Below are 18,757 nucleotides of genomic sequence, written 5' to 3'. Positions count from 1 at the left end.
GGCGGTGGTGACCTGGGCGATGTTGCGGACCTGGCTGGTGAGGTTGTCGGCCATGAAGTTGACGTTGTCGGTGAGGTCCTTCCAGGTGCCGGAGACGCCGCGGACCTGGGCCTGACCGCCGAGGTCGCCCTCGGTGCCGACCTCGCGGGCCACCCTGGTGACCTCTCCGGCGAACGCGGACAGCTGGTCGACCATGGTGTTGATGGTGGATTTGAGCTGCAGGATCTCGCCCTGGGCATCGACGATGATCTTGCGGCTGAGGTCTCCGTTGGCGACCGCGGTGGCGACCTCGGCGATGTCGCGGACCTGGGTGGTCAGATTGGACGCCATCATGTTGACGTTGTCGGTGAGGTCCTTCCAGGTGCCGGAGACCCCGCGGACCTGGGCCCGGCCGCCGAGTTGGCCCTCGGTGCCGACCTCGCGGGCCACCCTGGTGACCTCTCCGGCGAACGCGGAGAGCTGGTCCACCATGGTGTTCAGGGTGGACTTGAGCTGGAGGATCTCACCCTGGGCATCGACGATGATCTTGCGGCTGAGGTCGCCCTTGGCGACCGCGGTGGCCACCTGGGCGATGTCGCGGACCTGGACGGTGAGGTTGGACGCCATCAGGTTGACGTTGTCGGTGAGGTCCTTCCAGACCCCGGAGACCCCGCGGACCTGGGCCTGGCCGCCGAGCCTGCCCTCGGTGCCGACCTCGCGGGCCACTCGGGTCACCTCGTCGGCGAAGCCGGAGAGCTGGTCCACCATGGTGTTCACGGTGAGCTTCAGCTCCAGCAGTTCGCCGGTGGCCTCCACGGTGATCTTGCGGCTGAGGTCGCCGTTGGCGACCGCAGTGGTCACCAGGGCGATGTCGCGGACCTGCGAGGTCAGCCGGGCAGCCATGGCGTTGACGGCCTCGGTCACCCCGCGCCAGGTGCCCGACATGCCCTGCACCCGGGCCCGGCCGCCGAGCCTGCCCTCGGTGCCGACCTCCCGCGCCACCCGGGCCACTTCGCTGGTGAACAGCGACAGTTGGTCGCACATCTGGTTCACCGCCCGGGCCATCCGGCGCAGGTCGCCGCGCAGCGGCCGGCTGCCCTCGTGCAGGTCGACCCGGAGCGAGAGGTCCCCGCTGGCCACCGCGTTGAGCACCCGGGTGGTGTTGGTGACCGGTACCACCAGGTCGTCCATCAATGCGTTGACCGCCTGCACGCCGGTGGTCCAGGAGCCCTGCCCGGGGCTGGCCGAGAGCCGCTCGTCCAGCCGGCCCTGCCGGGTCACCTCCCGGCGCACCCGGGTGAGTTCGCCGACCAGGTGCTCGTTGCGCTCCACCACCTGGTTGAACACCCCGGCCAGTTCTCCGGCCAGGCCGTCGGCGGAGTGGTCGAGCCTGGTGTGGAAGTTGCCGTCGCGCAGGCCGGTGAGCGCGGCGAGGAGCGGACGTAGTTCGCTGACCCGGAGCCAGCCCTCGACCCTGCCGTCGGGGGGCAGCGGCCGGCCTTGGGCGTCGGCCTGAGCGGGGACAGGGGCGGTGGCGGATGCGCTGGACCTCGGAGCCCGTACCATGGCGCGACTTCCTGTGACTCGTTGTGCGTGACTGGACTCATTCTGTCACTCTGGCAGTCGGGTCGAGGAGAACTCGGTGATACGGCAGCACGGAACGGCAGGGGCGGCTATGGACCAGGGATCGGCGGCGCCGCGGATGTCGCCGCGGGCGCGGATCACACTGACCTCCCGCGCCGGTGCCCCGGAGCGCGCCGGAGCCTTCGCCCGGGCCGCGCTGCAGGCCTGGGGTGAGGCTGAACTCGCGGATGAGGCAGGCAAGTTGGCCAGCGAGCTGGTGGACGTCGCAGCGCGTGGGGCGGGGGCCAGGTTGGAGATCAGGTGCGCCATCGACTCCGCGGCGGTCCCGCCGGAGTTCCTCTTCGAGGTCGTCGACCGGAGTGCCGCCGTCGACCGGGGCGCTGCCAGCGTGGGCAGCGACCGGTCCCAGATTGCGCGGATTCCGCTGACGAAACGTCAGAACAGCTCCCGGGTGCGGATCGGTGCGGTCGTCGTGGACCGCTCCGGGCTGGTGGTCGACGTCGGCGAGGAGGCCGCTGAGCTGCTCGGACACGGCCGCGCCGACCTGCTGGGACGCCGGCTGGCCGAACTGTGGTGCGGTGCGCTGCGGGCCGAGCCGACCGGTGTCGGCCGATGGCAGGGCGAACGGACGGTACGGCGCGCGGACGGCGGCACGGCGGAGCTGTTCGCGGTCCGGTCGCAGCGGAACCGGTTGCAGCCGAAGGGATTGGAGTGCGCGGACGGCCGCACTCCGGGGTACGCGCCGGAGTGGGAGACCGTCTGGCTGCTGGTGGACCGTCAGAACCAGGACCTCCTGCTCGCCGACGGAGCCGCGCCCGCCCCGCCCGTCCCGTCCACCGGGCCTGACCGGACCGCCGACCGCGGTCCGCTGCGGGACCGCCTCGGCGGCTGCCCCGACGAGCGGACGCTGCTGGACCGCGCGGCCGGGCTGCTCCAGGAGCTCGGCGGGGCCGCGGCCGTCCACCTGCTGCTGCCCTGCGCCGGGGACGGCCCTGCGGACCTGCTGGAGATCGGGGCCAGTACCGATCCGCTGGCGGTCGTCGGCCTGCGGACCACACCGGCGGCGCTCGCCCCGGCCGGGGTCCCGCCGGCCCGCCTCGGCGGCGTCCCGCTGGAGGCCGCGGGCCAGTCGCTGGGCCTGGTGGTCGCCGCCGGACCGGCCGGGGCGCCGCTCGGACCGGCCGCGCTGGCCCGGCTCCGGTCCGCCGCCGACACCGTCGCCGCCGAGCTGTGGCGGCTGCGCTCGGCCCTGGCCGAACGGCAGCGGCAGGGCGGGGTGGCCCTGCTCGCCGAGGCCGGCGAACTGCTCGGCGGGGTCCTGGACGAGGAGCAGGTGGCCGCCCTCGCCGCGCAGCTGGTCGTCCCGAGGATCGCCGACTGGGCGGCGGTCTACCTCGCCGATCCGGACGATCCGGCACGGCGGCAGCCGTCCAGGCTCGCGGTGGTGTGGCACAGCGACGAGCGCCGGGTCGGGCCGCTGCGCGCCCTGCTGGAGGCCTCGGGCGTCGACGCGCCCGTGCCCGGGTTCGTCCGGTCCGTCCCGCTGGAACAGCAGGGGGTCGGCCTGGGCACGCTGGTGGTCGGACGGTCCACCCCGCTCTCGCCCGGGCTGGCCAGACTGACCGAGGAGCTGGCCCGCCGGATCGCGCTCGCCCTCGCGGTGGCCCGGGCCCTGCGCCGGCAGACCCACACCAGCCATGTGCTGCAGAGCAGCCTGGTGCCGCAGCAGCTGTCCCCGGTCCCGGGGATCGAGACCGCCCTGGTCTACGAGCCGGCGATGTCGGGGGACGACGTCGGCGGCGACTTCTACGACGTCTTCCCGCTGAGCGGCGGACGCTGGGGGTTTGTCCTCGGCGACGTCTGCGGCCACGGGCCCGAGGCCGCCGCGGTCACCGGACTCGCCCGGTACGCCCTGCGGATGCTCACCCGGGAGTTCCCCGGGCTGCACCCGGTCCCTGATCCGGCCGCCGTGCTCGGCCGGCTGAACCAGGTGATCGTGGACGAGGGCGACCGCGGCCGGCTGCTGAGCCTGGTGTACGGGGAGCTGGCCCCCCGCGCGGAGGGCGGGGTCCGCTGCTCGGCCGTCTGCGCGGGCGGACCCCCGCCGCTCCGGCTGCGCCCGGACGGCAAGGTCGAGGAGGTGGCCGGACCGCAGCTGATGCTCGGGGTCCTGTCCGGGCACCCCTATGTGACCGAGACCTTCCTGCTGGACCCCGGCGACCTGCTGCTGTGCGTCACCGACGGGGTCACCGAGCGGCGCGACGGCGCCACCCAGCTGGACGACCAGGACGGGCTGGCCGCGCTGCTGGCCGAGTGCACCGGCCTGACCGCGGCGGGCACGGCGCAGCGGCTGCGCCGTGCGGTGCACGCCTTCTCCCGCGAGCCGTCCAGGGACGACCTGGCCATACTGGCGCTGCGGGTGCGCCAGTAGCCGGCCGCCCGGTCGAACGCGCGGCCGGCCGCGCAGTCCGAGCGAACCCCGCGGATGCCGGACAATGGGCCCATGCCCTCCGCACTCCCCGACGGCGAAGCCGTCCCCGCCGACGGGGCCCTGCCCGAGCACGCGCTGAGCGAGCTCGGACGGCGGCCCTTCGGTTTCTACGTCCACGTCCCGTACTGCGCCACCCGCTGCGGGTACTGCGACTTCAACACCTACACGGCCACCGAGCTGCGCTCCTCCGGCGCGGTGGCCTCGCAGGACACCTACGCGGACAACCTGGTCGCCGAGATCCGCCAGGCCCGCCGGATCCTCGGCGACGCCGAGCTGCCGGTCGAGACGGTGTTCCTGGGCGGTGGGACGCCCACCCTGCTGCCGGCCGCCGACCTGGTCCGGATGCTGGCCGCGATCAGGGAGGAGTTCGGGCTCGCCGACGGCGCCGAGGTCACCACCGAGGCCAATCCGGAGTCGGTCGACCCGGCCTATCTGGCGGAGCTGCGCGAGGGCGGCTTCAACCGGCTGAGCTTCGGCATGCAGAGCGCCCGTCCGCACGTGCTGGAACTGCTGGACCGCAGGCACACCCCGGGCCGCCCGGAGGCCTGCGTGGCCGAGGCCCGCGCGGCCGGCTTCGAGCACGTCAACCTGGACCTGATCTACGGCACCCCGGGGGAGAGCGACGACGACTGGCGCGCCTCGCTGGAGGCGGCCCTGGGCGCGGAGCCGGACCATGTCTCGGCCTACGCCCTGATCGTCGAGGACGGCACCAGGCTCGCCGCCCGGATCCGCCGCGGCGAGATCCCGATGACCGACGACGACGTCCACGCCGACCGCTACCTGATCGCCGAGGAACTGCTCGGCGCCGCCGGGCTGGACTGGTACGAGGTCTCCAACTGGGCCAGGACCCCCGAGGCCCGCTGCCGCCACAACGAGCTCTACTGGACCGGCGCGGACTGGTGGGGCGCCGGCCCAGGCGCGCACAGCCATGTCGGCGGCGTGCGGTGGTGGAACGTCAAACACCCTGCGGCGTACGCGCAGGCGCTCGCCGAGGAACGCACCCCCGCGCAGGGGCGCGAGCGGCTGGCGGACGAGGACCGCCGGGTCGAGCGCATCCTGCTGGAGCTGCGACTCTCCGAGGGCTGCCCGCTCGACCTGCTGCACGAGGCCGGCCGCAAGGCCGCCGACCGGGCCCTGGCCGACGGGCTGCTCGCGGCCCAACCCTTCGCGGCCGGGCGGGCGGTGCTGACGCTGCGCGGGCGGCTGCTGGCCGACGCGGTGGTGCGGGACCTGGTGGACTGAGAGCGGACCGGCACCGGAGTGACACCGCGTGGTCCGGGAGCGCACCGTGTGGTTCGGGAGCACAGCCGGATCCGCTACTGTTTCTCACTTCTTGTCCTATGGTGCGACAAGAGGCGGGAGGGGCTGGGGTGGCATTCGGCACGACGACACCGCGCAACGCCACCACCGATGCCGCGTTCCACGCGTTCTTCGAGGAGCGTCACCGCGAGCTGTCCCGCCTCGCCTACCTGCTCACCGGTGAGGCGGACGCCGCCGACGACCTGGCGGCCGACGCACTGCTGGAGGTTTGGCGGCACTGGGAGCGGGTCAGCGCCGCCGACAGCCCCGCGGCGTACGCGCGTGGAGTGGTCGCCAACCTCTGCCGCAACCGCATCCGCAAGCTCACCCGCGAGCGGGCCGGACTGCGCGGCTGGGGCACGCTGTGGCGGGACCGGGAGTCGGTCTCCGGCACGGACGTCCCGGCCGTCGTCGACGTCCGCGGCGCGCTGCGCCGGCTGCCGCACCGGCGGCGGGCCTGTGTGGTGCTGCGCTACGCCTTCGACCTGTCCGAACGGGAGACCGCGGCGGCGCTGGGGATATCGGTGGGCACGGTGAAGAGCCAGACCTCCAGGGGCGCGGCGCAGCTCGCCGAGCTGCTGGCCGGGCGCCCTGAGGCACAATGGCTGGTCGCGGCAGGGGAGGAGGGCTGATGTCGCAGCAGAAGTCCCGACAGGACCAGGACCAGGAGCGGCTCGCCGCCGTCCTGCGCACCGAGGCGGAGCGCCACCGGCCGGACCGCGAGGCGATGCTGGCCAGGGTCGAACGCGGGCAGTTCAGCGGCGCGGTGCGCGGCCGCCGTCGGCGGACCTCCGGCCGGGCCGGGCTGCGGCTCGCCGGGATCGTCCTGGCCAGCGCGGTCGGCTTCGGCCTGAGCGTCGCCGGGACCTGGGCGGCGGTGGGAGAGTTCAGCGCGCCCAAGCCGACCGAGCCGGTGGTCGCGGTGACCACCCCCAGCTCGGTGGGCAGCGCGGAGGCGACCCCGTCGCCGTCGCCCTCGTCCGCTCCGGCCTCACCGTCGGCGGGCGCCTCCTCGCCGTCCACGGCCACCGGGACCGCGGGGGCCACCGGCGCCACCCGGGTGCAGCAGGGGTTCCTCTGGTCGGACGGCTCCATCGACCCGCACAGCAACACCAGTTGGTCGCAGAGCAACATCACCCTGAAGAACCGCTACACCGTCACCGCGCTGGACGTGACGGTCACTCTGGCGGACACCCCCGGTCTCAGCAGCACCGGTGCCTGGTCCACCGTCCCCGCCGCCGACCTCGACACCACGGTCACCAGCCGGAACGGCACCCTGGTCTACGAGTTCAAGCTCAAGCCGGGGGCGACGCTGGCCCCGGGCAGCTATGTCTTCGCCGGGCAGTACAACCACGCGGCCGGCGGCCGCGACGCCGGCCAGGACACCTACCGGGCCACCGCCACGGGCCACGGCTCCGGGGCCGAGGTCTACGGGAACTTCGCCGCCACCCACTAGCGGGCCCTGCCTGGCCGGTCGCGCAGTTCCCCGCGCCCCCAACGGTGCTGCAGGTGAAGGTTCTGTGAACGGGGCAACCTCTTCGCGCGGTCGGACCACTGGAGGTCAAGAGCGCTGCCTGCAGCGGCGCTGAAGCCGACCGTACGAAGGGCCGACCCGGTGCCTGAGCCAGACCTCGACCGTGCCACCCCGCAGCAGCACCACCGCCGTTCCCGGACCACCCGCAGGCTGGTCGCCGCCGGCGCCGTGCTGGCCGCCGTCGGCGGTGCGGCGGCGGTGCCGCTGTTCGCGGACGCGGCCTCGACCGCCACCCTCACGGTGGCCGCCGACGGCAGCGCCGAGTACACCACCGTGCAGGCGGCGGTGAACGCGGCCGCCGCCGGGGACACCATCAGCATCGCCAAGGGCACGTACCACGAGGTGGTCTCGGTCCCGGTCACCAAGACCGGACTGACCGTCAAGGGCGCCACCGGCAACCCCGAGGACGTGGTGATCACCTACGGCAACGCCTCCGGCACCCCCAAGTCGGACGGGACGACCTACGGCACCCTGGGCAGCGCCACCGCGACCTTCGCCGCCGCCGGGGTGACGGTGGAGAACATCACCGTCACCAACTCCTTCAGCAAGGCCGCGAATCCCAGCATCACCGCGGGGCAGGCGGTGGCGCTCAACGCCGAGGGCGACCGGCAGGTCTACCGCAACGACCGCTTCCTGGGCCACCAGGACACCCTGCTGGCCTGGTCGCCCAGCGCCACCGCGCAGACCAGGCAGTACTTCTCCAACGTCTTCATCAAGGGCGACGTCGACTTCATCTTCGGCAACGCGACCGCCGTCTTCGACCACGCCAACATCCAGGCCATCGACGACGGCGCGGCGGCCGGGGGCCTCAACGGCTTCCTCACCGCGGCGAACACCGACTCGTCGAAGACCTACGGCTTCCTCATCACCAACAGCACGGTCTACAGCACCGCCGCCGCCAACACCTACTACCTGGGGCGGCCCTGGCACACCAACAGCACCGCGGTCGCCCAGGTGGTGGTCCGCAACACGGTGCTGCCGGCCGCGATCAAGGCGGCCACGCCGTGGACCGACATGAGCGGGTTCGCTTGGACCTCGGCCCGGTTCAAGTCCTACCTCAACACCGGTGCAGGATCCGGCAGTTACACCGGCAGCCCGCAGTTGACGGCAGCTCAGGCCGCCAACTACACGGCGGCCAGGTACCTGGCCGGGACCGACGGCTGGAACCCGATCCAGTAGTCGCACCCCCTCCACCTCTCTCATCCCACTTTCTCCGAGGAACCCTCATGCACCGCAAGAGCAAGCACACCAAGGCCCGTATCGCCGTCGCCACCGGCGTCGCCGCGCTGGTGGGCGGCGGGCTGGTGGTGGCCAACGCCGGCGCCGCCACCACCGCAGTCCCGGCCGTGGCCACCGGCGACACCCGTACGGTGACCCAGCCGGTACTGCCGAGCGGCACCTGCCAGACCCTCAGGTCCGGGCTCACCATGGCCAACGGCTTCTCCAGCACCGCGAACGAGACCACCCCGCCGGACACCGCGCGGATCCAGGCCGCGCTGGACGCCTGCAAGGGCACCGGCAAGAAGGTGGTGCTGGCGGCCACCGACTCCACCCACAAGGCGTTCCTGTCCGGGCCGGTCACGGTCCACGCGGGCGAGGTGCTGGTGATCAACGCGACGGTGACCCTGTACGGCTCGCTGAACGCCGCCGACTACCAGGTGAGCGGCAAGCCGACCTGCGGCACGCTGTCCAGCAGCGAGGGCGGCTGCAGTCCGCTGATCACCGTGAGCGGGGACGACGCCGGTATCGAGGGCGTCCAGAACTCGAGCGGTCAGCAGGGCCGGATCGACGGCCGCGGCGAGGACGACATCCTCGGCACCAGCACCACCTGGTGGGGGCTGGCCACGGCCGCGCAGGCGGCGGGCTCCAACCAGAACAACCCCCGGCTGGTCCAGATCAACAGCTCGGACAACTTCACGCTCTACGACATCGACCTGCTCAACGCCGCCAACTTCCACGTGGTCTTCAACGGCGGCGACGGCTTCACCGCCTGGGGTGTCCGGATCAAGACCCCGGCCACCGCCCGCAACACCGACGGCATCGACCCGGCCGGCGCCACCAACGTCACCATCGCCGACTCCTACATCCAGGACGGCGACGACGGCATCGCCATCAAGGGCGGCTCCAAGGCCAGCAGCAACATCACCGTCAAGGGCAACCACTTCTACGGCACCCACGGCATCTCCATCGGCTCGGAGACCTACAGCGGCGTCAGCAACGTCCTGGTCTCCGGCAACACCGTCACCGGCACCGACAGCGCGGGCAACGTCAGCTCCAGCAGCACCGGGCTGCGGATCAAGTCCTCGGCGGCCAGCGGCGGCACCGTCTCCAAGGTCACCTACACCTCCAACTGCCTGACCGCGGTGAAGGCCCCGCTGGTCTTTGACACCCACTACTCCTCCGGCACCGGCTCCTACACCCCGTACTTCACCGACATCGTCGTCAACGGCCTGAAGTCCACCAGCTCGGTCAGCGGCGCCAAGTCCACCCTGGTCGGCCTGAACGCCTCCCACCCGCTGGGCCTGACCCTGGAGAACGTCAGCCTGGACACCACCGCCGCCACCGCCTCCTACGCGGCGGTCGGCCTCTACAACAGCAACCTCAGCCCCACCGGCACCGGCGTGAGCACCAGCACGGTGGCCGGCTCAGGCTCGGTCCCCAGCTGCACCTTCCCCAGCTACCCGACGCTCTGACCGTCCGTCACGAAGTCGATCAGCTCCTCGACCCGGCCCAGCAGGGCCGGGTCGAGGTCCCTGAAGGAGTCCACCGAGGCGAGGATGCGCTTCCAGGCGGCGGGGGTGTCCACCGGCCAGCCGAGGCGGCGGCAGACGCCCTCCTTCCACTCCTCGCCGCGGGGCACGTCGGGCCAGGCCGCGATGCCCACCGAGGAGGGCTTCACGGCCGCCCAGACGTCGATGTAGGGGTGGCCGACCACCAGCACGTCGGCGCCGCCGACCTGTGCCGCGATCCGGGACTCCTTGCTGCCCGGGACCAGGTGGTCCACCAGCACGCCCAGCCGCCGCCCCGGTTCCGGCGCGAACTCGGCGACGATGGCCGGGAGGTCGTCGATGCCCTCCAGGTACTCCACCACCACGCCCTCGATCCGCAGGTCGTCGCCCCAGACCCGCTCGACCAGCTCGGCGTCGTGGCGGCCCTCGACGTAGATCCGGCTGGGCAGCGCCACCCGGGCCCGCGCGCCCTGGACCGCCACCGACCCCGAGGCGGTGCGGGCCGGGGCGACCGGCACCGGCGCGGCGACCGATCCCGGGCGGACCAGGGTGACCGGCTTGCCGTCCACCAGGAAGCCGCTCGGGGTCATCGGGAAGACCCGCAGCCTGCGGTGCCGGTCCTCCAGCGTCACGGTGAAGCCCTCGGCGGTCTTCTCGCAGCGCACCACGGCGCCGCAGAAACCGGTCACCACCTCCTCCACCACCAGGTCCCGCTCGGCGGGCAGCTCGGGGGCGGGGGTGGAGCGCTTCCAGGGCGGGGTCAGGTCGTAGGTCCGGGTCACAGGCCGGGCGCTCCCCAGACCGGGAACCAGCGGGTCAGGTCCTGCTCGACCCGCAGGTCGTTGCCGAGCATCGCCTTGATCTCCAGCTCCAGCGCGTTGTCGCGCCGCTCCCCGCCGCCGGGCTTGGGGGCGAAGGGGTAGAAGCTGCCGCGCTTGTAGATGTAGACCAGCGCCAGCGGACGCTGCTGGGCGTCGGTGAAGTTCACCAGCGAGCAGAGCAGCTGCGGGCCGAAGCCGGTGCTCTCCAGCGCGGAGTTGATCGCGTGGACGTCGTTGACCAGCGAGACGATGTCCTCGGCGGGCTGACGGGCGGTCATCCAGGAGTAGCCGTAGGAGTCCCGGCTGGACTCGATGGCGATGCCGCCGCGCTCCACGTCGGCGTCCAGCAGTGCCTGCACGTCCTGCTGGACCTGGGCGAAGGCGCCGCCCTCCACGGAGGCGAAGCAGACCGAGCCGACGCCGGTGGGCTTGAAGCCGGCCGCCGCCTCCAGGGTGATCGCGGCCGAGGGCAGCCCGAACAGCTGGTCGAGGTCCGGCTTGACGGGCTTGGTGCGGCCGAGCAGGGCGTCCAGGAAGCCCATGGGTTCGCTCCTCAGAGGGCAGGTGATCAGAGGGCAGGTGACTCAGACAGCAGATGAAGGGCGGGGTTACTGACGGCCCAGTTCGGCGCTGATCCGGCCGAGCTGCTCCAGCCGCTTCTCCAGCGAGGGGTGGGTGGAGAAGGCCTGGCTGGCGACCTGGCGGGCGGAGACCGCCGGGGCGAAGTAGAAGGCGTTGAAGGGCTGGGCCCGGCGCAGGTCCTGGGTGGGAATGGCCGCCATCTGCCCGCTGACCTTGGTGAGCGCCGAGGCCAGCGCCGAGGGCCGGCCGGTCAGCAGCGCGGCCGAGCGGTCGGCGGAGAGCTCGCGGTAGCGGGAGAGCAGCCGGGTCAGCAGGAAGCTGATGGTGTAGACGACGGCGCTGACGCCGATGACGATCAAGGCCGCCACCGCCGTGTTGTCGCCGTCGCGGTCGTCGCGGCTGCTGAAGCCGCCGAACATGCCGAACTGCAGACCGACCCGGGTGATGATGCCGGCCAGCACGCCCAGGAAGCCGGCGATGGTCATCACCGCCACGTCCTTGTGCGCGACGTGCGACATCTCGTGCGCCAGCACGCCCTCCAGCTCCTCCGGCTCCAGCCGGCGCAGCAGACCGGTGGTCACGCACACCACCGCGTTCTTCTCGTTGCGTCCGGTGGCGAAGGCATTGGGGATGTCACTCTGCGCGACCGCGACCTTGGGCTTCTGCATGTCCGCCAGGGCGCAGAGCCGGTCCACCGTGCCGTGCAGCTCCGGGTACTCCTGGGCGGAGACCTCGCGGGCGCCCATGCTGAAGGCCGCGATCTTGTCGCTGAACCAGAACTGGGCGATGAACAGGCCGCCGGCGATGATCACCACGAACGGCCAGGCGCCCTTCAGCAGCACGATCAGTGCGCCCACGAACACCACGTACAGCAGGCCGATGAAGAACATCGTCATCAGCATCCGGCTCGTCAGTCCGCGGTCCGGTGCGAAGCGTGTCCTGGCCATGGCCCCTCCTCGAAAATGTGCGTGCTACCCAATTCTGCCCTGTTCGGGCCTACCAACAGGTACGTACGGGACGGCCCAGGCGTTCCGGTCGCGTACCCTCGCGCCTTACACTGGCCGCACAGCTCTTGGCACTCATTCATCCAGAGTGCCAGTTCTGGCCAGAGTGTTCGGCCCGGCGCCCGGCAGGACCGGTAGGGAGTGAGGTGCGTGCCCCGTGCTTGAGGAGCGCAAGCTCGACGACCGCAAGCTGGCGGTTCTGCGTGCCATCGTCCAGGACTACGTCGGCACCGAGGAGCCGGTCGGCTCCAAAGCCTTGGTGGAACGCCACAACCTCGGCGTGTCGCCGGCCACGGTGCGTAACGACATGGCGACGCTGGAGGACGAGGGCTACATCCACCAGCCGCACACCAGTGCGGGCCGGGTGCCCACCGACAAGGGCTACCGGCTCTTCGTCGACCGGCTCACCGAGGTGAAGCCGATGTCCGGGGCCGAGCGCCGGGCGATCGGCAGCTTCCTGGACCACGCCGTCGACCTGGACGACGTGGTGGCCCGCACGGTCCGGCTGCTGGCGCAGCTGACCCGGCAGGTCGCGGTGGTGCAGTACCCCTCGCTGTCCCGGTCCACGGTCCGCCACGTCGAACTGGTCGCGCTGACGCCGACCCGGCTGATGCTGGTGCTGATCACCGACACCGGACGGGTGGAGCAGCGGCTCATCGACTGCCCCACTGCGGTCGGCGAGACCGTCCTCGCGGATCTTCGCTCCCGGCTGAACACCAGGGCCGGCGGGCAGCGCTTCGTCGAGGTGCCGACGCTGCTCCAGGACCTGCCCGAGAGCTTCGAACGGGAGGACCGGGGCGCGGTCACGGCCGTCCTCAGCACCCTGTTCGAGGCGCTGGCCGAGCAGACCGAGGAGCGGGTCGTGATCGGCGGCTCGGCCAACCTGACCCGCTTCCCGCACGACTTCCCGCTCACCATCGCCCCGGTACTGGAGGCGCTGGAGGAGCAGGTGGTCCTGCTGAAGCTGCTCGGCGAGACCGGCGACGCGGGCATGATGGTTCGGATCGGTCACGAGAACGCCTACGAAGGGCTGAATTCCACGTCGGTCGTGTCGGTGGGCTACGGTTCGGGCGACGAGACCGTCGCCAAACTGGGCGTGGTCGGACCGACGCGGATGGACTACCCGGGCACGATGGGCGCCGTCCGGGCCGTTGCACGATACGTCGGTCAGATCCTGGCTGCGTCCTAGCAGTCCTCTGGACCCCTCGAAACGGAAACAAGCGGAGCATTTTGGTGGCCACGGACTACTACGCGGTACTCGGCGTCCGGCGTGACGCGGGTCAGGACGAGATCAAGAAGGCGTTCCGCCGGCTGGCGCGCGAGCTCCACCCGGACGTCAACCCCGACCCGAAGACGCAGGAGCGGTTCAAGGAGATCAACGCCGCCTACGAGGTCCTCTCCGACCCCAACAAGCGGCAGGTCTACGACCTGGGCGGGGACCCGCTCTCGGCGAGCGGCGGCGGCGCGGGCCCCGGCGGCTTCGGTGCGGGCGCGGGCTTCGGCTTCAGCGACATCATGGACGCCTTCTTCGGCGCGTCCGGGGGCCAGCGCGGGCCGCGCTCGCGCACCCGGCGCGGCCAGGACGCGATGATCCGGATCGACATCGACCTCGAAGAGGCCGCGTTCGGCACCACCAAGGACATCCAGGTCGACACCGCCGTCGTCTGCACCACCTGCAACGGCGAGGGCGCCGCCCCGGGCACCTCCGCGCAGACCTGCGACATGTGCCGCGGCCGCGGCGAGGTGTCCCAGGTCACCCGGTCCTTCCTGGGCCAGGTCATGACCTCCCGCCCGTGCCCGCAGTGCCAGGGCTTCGGCACCGTGGTGCCCACCCCCTGCCCGGAGTGCGCCGGTGACGGCCGGGTCCGCGCCCGGCGCACGCTGACCGTGAAGATCCCGGCCGGTGTCGACAACGGCACCCGGATCCAGCTGGCCGGCGAGGGCGAGGTCGGCCCCGGCGGCGGCCCGGCCGGCGACCTCTACGTGGAGATCAGCGAGAACGCCCACTCCACCTTCCAGCGCCGCGGCGACGACCTGCACTGCACGGTCACCCTGCCGATGACGGCGGCGTCGCTCGGCACCAAGGTCCCGCTGGAGACCCTGGACGGCACCGTCGAGATCGACGTCCGCCCCGGCACCCAGTCAGGACAGTCCATCCCGCTGCACGGACGCGGCATCACCCACCTGCGCGGCGGTGGGCGCGGCGACCTGATAGTGCACGTCGAGGTGCAGACGCCCAGCAAGCTCGACCCCGAGCAGGAGGAGCTGCTGCGGCGGCTGGCCAAGCTGCGCGGCGAGGAGCGCCCCTCGGGGACCTTCGCACCCGGGCAGCAGGGCCTGTTCTCCCGTCTGAAGGACGCCTTCAACGGTCGCTCCTGAGCGCCCGTCAGTACAGCAGTGGAGTAGGTACGGCATGACAGCCCCGGTGTTCGTCGTCGACAGCGCGCAGCTCGCCCCGGTCGGGGCGGTGGTGCGGCTGGACGGCCCCGAGGGCCGTCATGCCGTCGCCGTCCGCAGGCTCGCCGTCGGCGAGCCGGTGGTGCTGGCGGACGGCGCGGGAGCGGCCGTCTCCGGCTCCGTGGTCGGCGTGGTCGGCAAGGACGTGCTGGAGGTCCGGGTCGACGCGCTGCTGGCCGAGCCCGAGCCGGCGGTGCGGGTCGTGGTGGTCCAGGCCCTGCCCAAGGGGGACCGCGGGGAGCTGGCGGTCGAGCTGATGACCGAGGCCGGCGTGGACGAGGTGGTGCCCTGGGCGGCCTCGCGCTGCATCACCCAGTGGAAGGGCGAGCGCGGGGCCAAGGCGCTGGCCAAGTGGCGCGCCACCGCGAGGGAGGCCGGCAAGCAGTCCCGCCGGCTGCGGTTCCCGGTGGTCCGCGACCCGATGACCACCCGTCAGTTGGCCGGACTCCTCTCCGGGGCGGCGCTGGCCGCGGTGCTCCACGAGGAGGGATCGTTGCCGCTGGCCACTGCGGAGCTCCCCGTCAAGGGCGACATCGTCCTCGTCGTCGGCCCGGAGGGTGGCGTCTCGCCGGACGAACTCGCCCAGTTCGCGGCTGCCGGCGCGGCCCCTTACCGCCTGGGCCCGTCCGTGCTCCGCACGTCCACGGCGGGCGTGGCGGCAGGCTCCGTGCTGTTGGCCCGCACCGGGCGCTGGGGCTGACGTCCTTGCTTGGCTGCGGACCGTAGCTGGCTTGTCGCGCAGTTCCCCGCGCCCCTAACGGGGCTGCAACTGAACGGCTGTGGGTCAGTTGCACTCACCTGGGGGCGCGGGGAACTGCGCGAGAACCCCGCTCCCAGCCGCACGTATCGCCGTCAGCCAAAACCTTGCCCCACTGTTCGGGGTGACAGCTAAGGTGACCGCGTGACACACGCCGACAGCTACCTCCGTTACCCCCACGTCCAAGCTGACCTGGTCACCTTCGTGGCCGAGGACGACGTCTGGCTCGCCCCCGTCGCCGGCGGCCGCGCCTGGCGCGTGAGCGCCGACCAGGTCCCGGTGGCCCGCCCGCGGATCTCCCCGGACGGCCGGTGGATCGCCTGGGCCTCGACCCGTGACGGCGCACCGGAGGTGCATGTCGCACCGGCCGACGGCGGCCCCGCGCGACGGCTGACCTACTGGGGCAGCCTGCAGACCACGGTGCTGGGATGGACCGCCGAGGGCGAGGTCCTCGCCCTGAGCTCGGTCGGCAGGATGTCACGGGCGCACCCGTGGGCCTATGAAGTCCCGCTGGACGGCTCCCCGGCCAGGGAACTCCCGTACGGCCGCGTCGGCGGCGTCGCCGCCGAGCCCGGCGGGGACCGCGTCCTGCTGTCCAGCGCCGGGATGGGCCGCGAGCCCGCGCACTGGAAGCGCTACCGCGGCGGCACCGCCGGCAAGCTCTGGATCGGCACCGAGGGCGACTTCAGCCGGCTGCACGCCGACCTCGACGGCCGGGCCAACATCGACTCCCCGATGTGGGTCGGCGACCGGGTGGCGTTCCTCAGTGACCAGGACGGTGTCGCCCAGCTGTGGTCCAGCCTGCCCGACGGCTCCGACCTGCGCCGCCACAGCGACCACGAGTTCTACGCCCGCAACGCCTCCACCGACGGCACCCGGGTGGTCTACCACAGCGGCGGCGACCTCTACCTGGTCGAGGACCTGACGGACGCCCGCCCCCGCCGTCTGGAGATCCGTCTCGGCGGTCCCCGGGTCGACCGCCAGCCGTACCCGATCAACGCCGCCCGCCACCTCGGGCACATCGCCCCGGACGCCGAGGCCCGGGCCAGCGTCATCGAGGTCCGCGGCAGCATCCACCGGGTCACCCACCGCGACGGGCCGGCGCGTGCGCTCTCGGCCACGCCGGGCGTGCGCAACCGGCTGCCCCAGGTGCTCGCTGACGGCGGGTCGGTGTGGGTCACCGACGCCGAGGGCGAGGACGGGCTGGAGTTCTCCGACGGCCGCCGGATCGCCGTCGGCGCCCTGGGCCGGGTCGAGGAGCTCACCGCCTCCCCGGACGGCTCCACCCTCGCCGTGGCCAACCGCGACGGCCTGGTCCTGCTGGTCACCGTCGCCGACGGCACCGTCCGCGAGCTGGACCGCAGCGGCGCCGCCCAGGCCAGCGGCCTCGCCTTCGCGCCGGACTCGCAGTGGCTGGTCTGGTCGCACTGCGCCGACTCCGAGGAGGTGCCGCGCCAGCTGCGGCTGGCCCAGCTCGCCGAAGGCACCGTCACCGAGCTGACCCCGCCCCGCTTCAACGACTACGCGCCGACCTTTACCACCGACGGCAAGCACCTCGCCTTCCTGTCGATGCGCGACTTCGACCCGGTCTACGACGAGCACGTCTTCGACCTCTCCTTCCCGCTCGCCTGCCGCCCCTACCTGCTCACCCTGGCGGCTGACACGCTCTCCCCGTTCGGCCCGCAGCCGCTGGGCCGGGCCCTGGGCAAGGGCGACAAGGACAGCGACTCCGAGGACGGCGAGCCGGCCGAGGACGCCACCAAGGACTCCGCCGACGGCGCCGCAGGCGAGGGCGACGAGGACGGCGCCGACGCCCCCGCCCGCACCCGGCTGGACCTGGAGGGCCTGTCCGACCGGATCGTCCCCTTCCCGGTCTCCAGCGGCCGCTACACCGACCTGCGCGCGGTCAAGGGCGGGGTGGTGTGGCTGGAGCACCCGCTCACCGGCGAGCTGGGCAACGCCAAGGCCACCCCGGAGGGCGAGGCCGAACGCAGCAGCCTGGAGCGGTTCGACTTCGGCACCCGCCGGGCCGAGACCCTGGTCGACGAGCTGGACCGGTTCGCCGTCAGCGGCGACGGCAGCCGCCTCGCCGTGGTCGACCGCAACGAGCTGCGGATCGTCCCGGCCGACCACCGGGTCGGCAAGGACGAGCAGGACGACGCCGCGACCGTGGACCTCTCCCGGATCCGGGTCACCGTCGACCCCGCCGCCGAGTGGCGGCAGATGTTCGACGAGACCGCCCGGCTGATGCGCGACAACTTCTGGCGCGTCGACATGAACGGCATCGACTGGACCGGCATCCAGGCCCGCTACCGCCCGCTGGTGGAGCGGGTCGGCAGCTACAGCGAGCTGGTCGACCTGCTGTGGGAGCTGCAGGCCGAACCGGGCACCTCGCACGCCTACGTCCAGCCCGTCGGCCAGGGCGTGGCCGGCAACCGTCGGCAGGGGCTGCTCGGGGCGGACCTGGTCCGCGACGAGGCGGGGGTGTGGCGGGTGGCCCGGGTGCTGCCCGGCGAGTCCTCCGACCCGGCGGCCCGCTCGCCGCTCGGCGCCCCCGGCGTCAGCGTCCGGGCCGGCGAATCGCTGCTGGCCGTGGACGGCGTCCCGGTGGACAGCACCGCCGGACCCGGTCCGCTGCTGGTCGGCACGGCCGGCAAGCCGGTCGAACTGACCGTCGGTCAGGCCAACGGCGCCGGTGAGGCCACCCGCACCGTGGTGGTGATCCCGCTCGCCACCGAGGAGCCGCTGCGCTACCACGACTGGGTGGCGGGCCGGCGGGCCCATGTCCGCGAACTGTCCGGCGGACGGCTCGGCTACCTGCACGTTCCCGACATGGTGGCCAACGGCTGGGCCCAGATCCACCGCGACCTGCGCTTCGAGATGGCCCGGGAGGGCCTGATCGTGGACGTCCGGGAGAACCGCGGCGGCCACACCTCGCAGCTGATCATCGAGAAGCTGAACCGCCGGGTCGTCGGCTGGGACCTGGTCCGCACCAGCCCTCCCGTCCCCTACCCGATGGACGCCCCGCGCGGCGCGCTGGTGTCGGTGGCCGACGAGTTCGCCGGATCGGACGGCGACATCGTCAACGCCGCGTTCCAGGCGCTGAAGCTGGGCCCGGTCGTCGGCGTGCGCACCTGGGGCGGGGTCATCGGCATCGACGGCCGGTACTCCCTGGTGGACGGCACCGGGGTGACCCAGCCCCGGTACGCCTTCTGGCTGGACGGCTACGGCTTCGGGGTGGAGAACCACGGCATCGACCCGGACATCGAGGTGGTCTGCACCCCGCAGGACTGGGCCGCCCGCCGCGACCCCCAGCTCGACGAGGCGGTCCGCACGGCGCTGGCCGCGCTGGAGCGGAACCCTGCCGCGACGCCGCCGCCCGTTCCGGGGCTGTAGGTCGCTTCTCGGCTGCGGACCGTACATGGTTGGGCGCGCAGTTCCCCGCGCCCCTGAGGGGGCTGCAACTTATCCACAGTGGTTCAGTTGCAGCCCCCTAGGGGCGCGGGGAACTGCGCGACAA

General features: G+C 72.6%; 14 protein-coding genes. 10 read left to right on the top strand and 4 right to left on the bottom strand.

Annotated elements, in window-relative coordinates:
• Nucleotides 1-1,545 (bottom strand): HAMP domain-containing protein (locus ABUW04_RS25265; RefSeq protein WP_380566709.1); only part of this gene is annotated, 1,545 nt, incomplete at its 3' end.
• Between the two features lie 109 nt (nucleotides 1,546-1,654).
• On the opposite strand from ABUW04_RS25265, the gene ABUW04_RS25260 reads away from it, so the two are divergent.
• From ABUW04_RS25260 to ABUW04_RS25235, 6 genes are all read left to right on the top strand, one after another.
• A complete protein-coding gene (locus ABUW04_RS25260) occupies nucleotides 1,655-3,994 on the top strand; it encodes a SpoIIE family protein phosphatase (protein WP_380566708.1) in 2,340 nt (779 codons plus the stop codon).
• A gap of 72 nt (nucleotides 3,995-4,066) precedes the next feature.
• On the top strand, nucleotides 4,067-5,296 hold the full coding sequence (gene hemW, locus ABUW04_RS25255; RefSeq protein ID WP_380566707.1) for a radical SAM family heme chaperone HemW: 1,230 nt from the start codon (nucleotides 4,067-4,069) through the stop codon (nucleotides 5,294-5,296).
• A 128-nt stretch (nucleotides 5,297-5,424) separates the two neighbouring features.
• Nucleotides 5,425-5,985 carry a SigE family RNA polymerase sigma factor gene (locus ABUW04_RS25250; RefSeq protein WP_051724957.1) on the top strand — a complete coding sequence of 187 codons (561 nt, stop codon included), beginning with the start codon at nucleotides 5,425-5,427 and terminating at the stop codon, nucleotides 5,983-5,985.
• Nucleotides 5,985-6,809, top strand: a complete 825-nt coding sequence (locus ABUW04_RS25245) for a hypothetical protein (RefSeq protein WP_030250848.1) — start codon at nucleotides 5,985-5,987, stop codon at nucleotides 6,807-6,809. The genes ABUW04_RS25250 and ABUW04_RS25245 overlap by 1 nt, the downstream gene beginning before the upstream one ends.
• A 159-nt stretch (nucleotides 6,810-6,968) precedes the next feature.
• Nucleotides 6,969-8,066, top strand: a complete 1,098-nt coding sequence (locus tag ABUW04_RS25240; protein ID WP_232242044.1) for a pectinesterase family protein — start codon at nucleotides 6,969-6,971, stop codon at nucleotides 8,064-8,066.
• Nucleotides 8,067-8,113: 47 nt separating this feature from the next.
• On the top strand, nucleotides 8,114-9,580 hold the full coding sequence (locus ABUW04_RS25235) for a glycoside hydrolase family 28 protein (protein WP_380566706.1): 1,467 nt from the start codon (nucleotides 8,114-8,116) through the stop codon (nucleotides 9,578-9,580).
• Here the strand turns inward: ABUW04_RS25235 and ABUW04_RS25230 are convergent.
• The 3 genes from ABUW04_RS25230 to htpX form a co-directional block, all read right to left on the bottom strand.
• Entirely contained in the window at nucleotides 9,565-10,398 is an 834-nt protein-coding gene (locus ABUW04_RS25230; protein ID WP_030250860.1) for a DUF3097 domain-containing protein, read from the bottom strand. The genes ABUW04_RS25235 and ABUW04_RS25230 overlap by 16 nt on opposite strands.
• Nucleotides 10,395-10,979, bottom strand: a complete 585-nt coding sequence (gene pspAB / locus ABUW04_RS25225; protein WP_030250862.1) for a PspA-associated protein PspAB — start codon at nucleotides 10,977-10,979, stop codon at nucleotides 10,395-10,397. Before pspAB ends, ABUW04_RS25230 begins: the two co-directional genes overlap by 4 nt.
• 66 nt (nucleotides 10,980-11,045) lie before the next feature.
• Nucleotides 11,046-11,966 (bottom strand): zinc metalloprotease HtpX, encoded by a 921-nt coding sequence (gene htpX, locus ABUW04_RS25220; RefSeq protein ID WP_030250864.1) that lies wholly within the window; start codon nucleotides 11,964-11,966, stop codon nucleotides 11,046-11,048.
• Between the two features lie 214 nt (nucleotides 11,967-12,180).
• On the opposite strand from htpX, the gene hrcA reads away from it, so the two are divergent.
• The 4 genes from hrcA to ABUW04_RS25200 all read left to right on the top strand — a co-directional run bounded on the left by hrcA (nucleotide 12,181) and on the right by ABUW04_RS25200 (nucleotide 18,633).
• Entirely contained in the window at nucleotides 12,181-13,212 is a 1,032-nt protein-coding gene (gene hrcA, locus ABUW04_RS25215) for a heat-inducible transcriptional repressor HrcA (RefSeq protein WP_030250867.1), read from the top strand.
• 44 nt (nucleotides 13,213-13,256) lie between these two features.
• Nucleotides 13,257-14,402 (top strand): molecular chaperone DnaJ, encoded by a 1,146-nt coding sequence (gene dnaJ, locus ABUW04_RS25210; protein ID WP_030250869.1) that lies wholly within the window; start codon nucleotides 13,257-13,259, stop codon nucleotides 14,400-14,402.
• A 34-nt stretch (nucleotides 14,403-14,436) separates the two neighbouring features.
• Nucleotides 14,437-15,180 carry a 16S rRNA (uracil(1498)-N(3))-methyltransferase gene (locus ABUW04_RS25205; RefSeq protein ID WP_030250872.1) on the top strand — a complete coding sequence of 248 codons (744 nt, stop codon included), beginning with the start codon at nucleotides 14,437-14,439 and terminating at the stop codon, nucleotides 15,178-15,180.
• Nucleotides 15,181-15,381: 201 nt separating this feature from the next.
• Nucleotides 15,382-18,633, top strand: a complete 3,252-nt coding sequence (locus tag ABUW04_RS25200) for a S41 family peptidase (RefSeq protein ID WP_380566705.1) — start codon at nucleotides 15,382-15,384, stop codon at nucleotides 18,631-18,633.
• Nucleotides 18,634-18,757: the final 124 nt, after the last annotated feature.

It is taken from the genome of Streptacidiphilus jeojiensis (genome assembly GCF_042510965.1).
Taxonomy (GTDB): domain Bacteria; phylum Actinomycetota; class Actinomycetes; order Streptomycetales; family Streptomycetaceae; genus Streptacidiphilus; species Streptacidiphilus jeojiensis.
Note: the sequence above shows the minus strand (reverse complement) of the source record. Positions and strands in the feature narration are given on the sequence as shown.

Coding starts and splice junctions, on each gene's coding strand:
- ABUW04_RS25260 (WP_380566708.1), top strand. CDS start 1,655: ATGGACCAGGGATCGGCGGCGCCGCGGATGTCGCCGCGGGCGCGGATC.
- hemW (WP_380566707.1), top strand. CDS start 4,067: ATGCCCTCCGCACTCCCCGACGGCGAAGCCGTCCCCGCCGACGGGGCC.
- ABUW04_RS25245 (WP_030250848.1), top strand. CDS start 5,985: ATGTCGCAGCAGAAGTCCCGACAGGACCAGGACCAGGAGCGGCTCGCC.
- ABUW04_RS25235 (WP_380566706.1), top strand. CDS start 8,114: ATGCACCGCAAGAGCAAGCACACCAAGGCCCGTATCGCCGTCGCCACC.
- pspAB (WP_030250862.1), bottom strand. CDS start 10,979: ATGGGCTTCCTGGACGCCCTGCTCGGCCGCACCAAGCCCGTCAAGCCG.
- htpX (WP_030250864.1), bottom strand. CDS start 11,966: ATGGCCAGGACACGCTTCGCACCGGACCGCGGACTGACGAGCCGGATG.
- ABUW04_RS25205 (WP_030250872.1), top strand. CDS start 14,437: ATGACAGCCCCGGTGTTCGTCGTCGACAGCGCGCAGCTCGCCCCGGTC.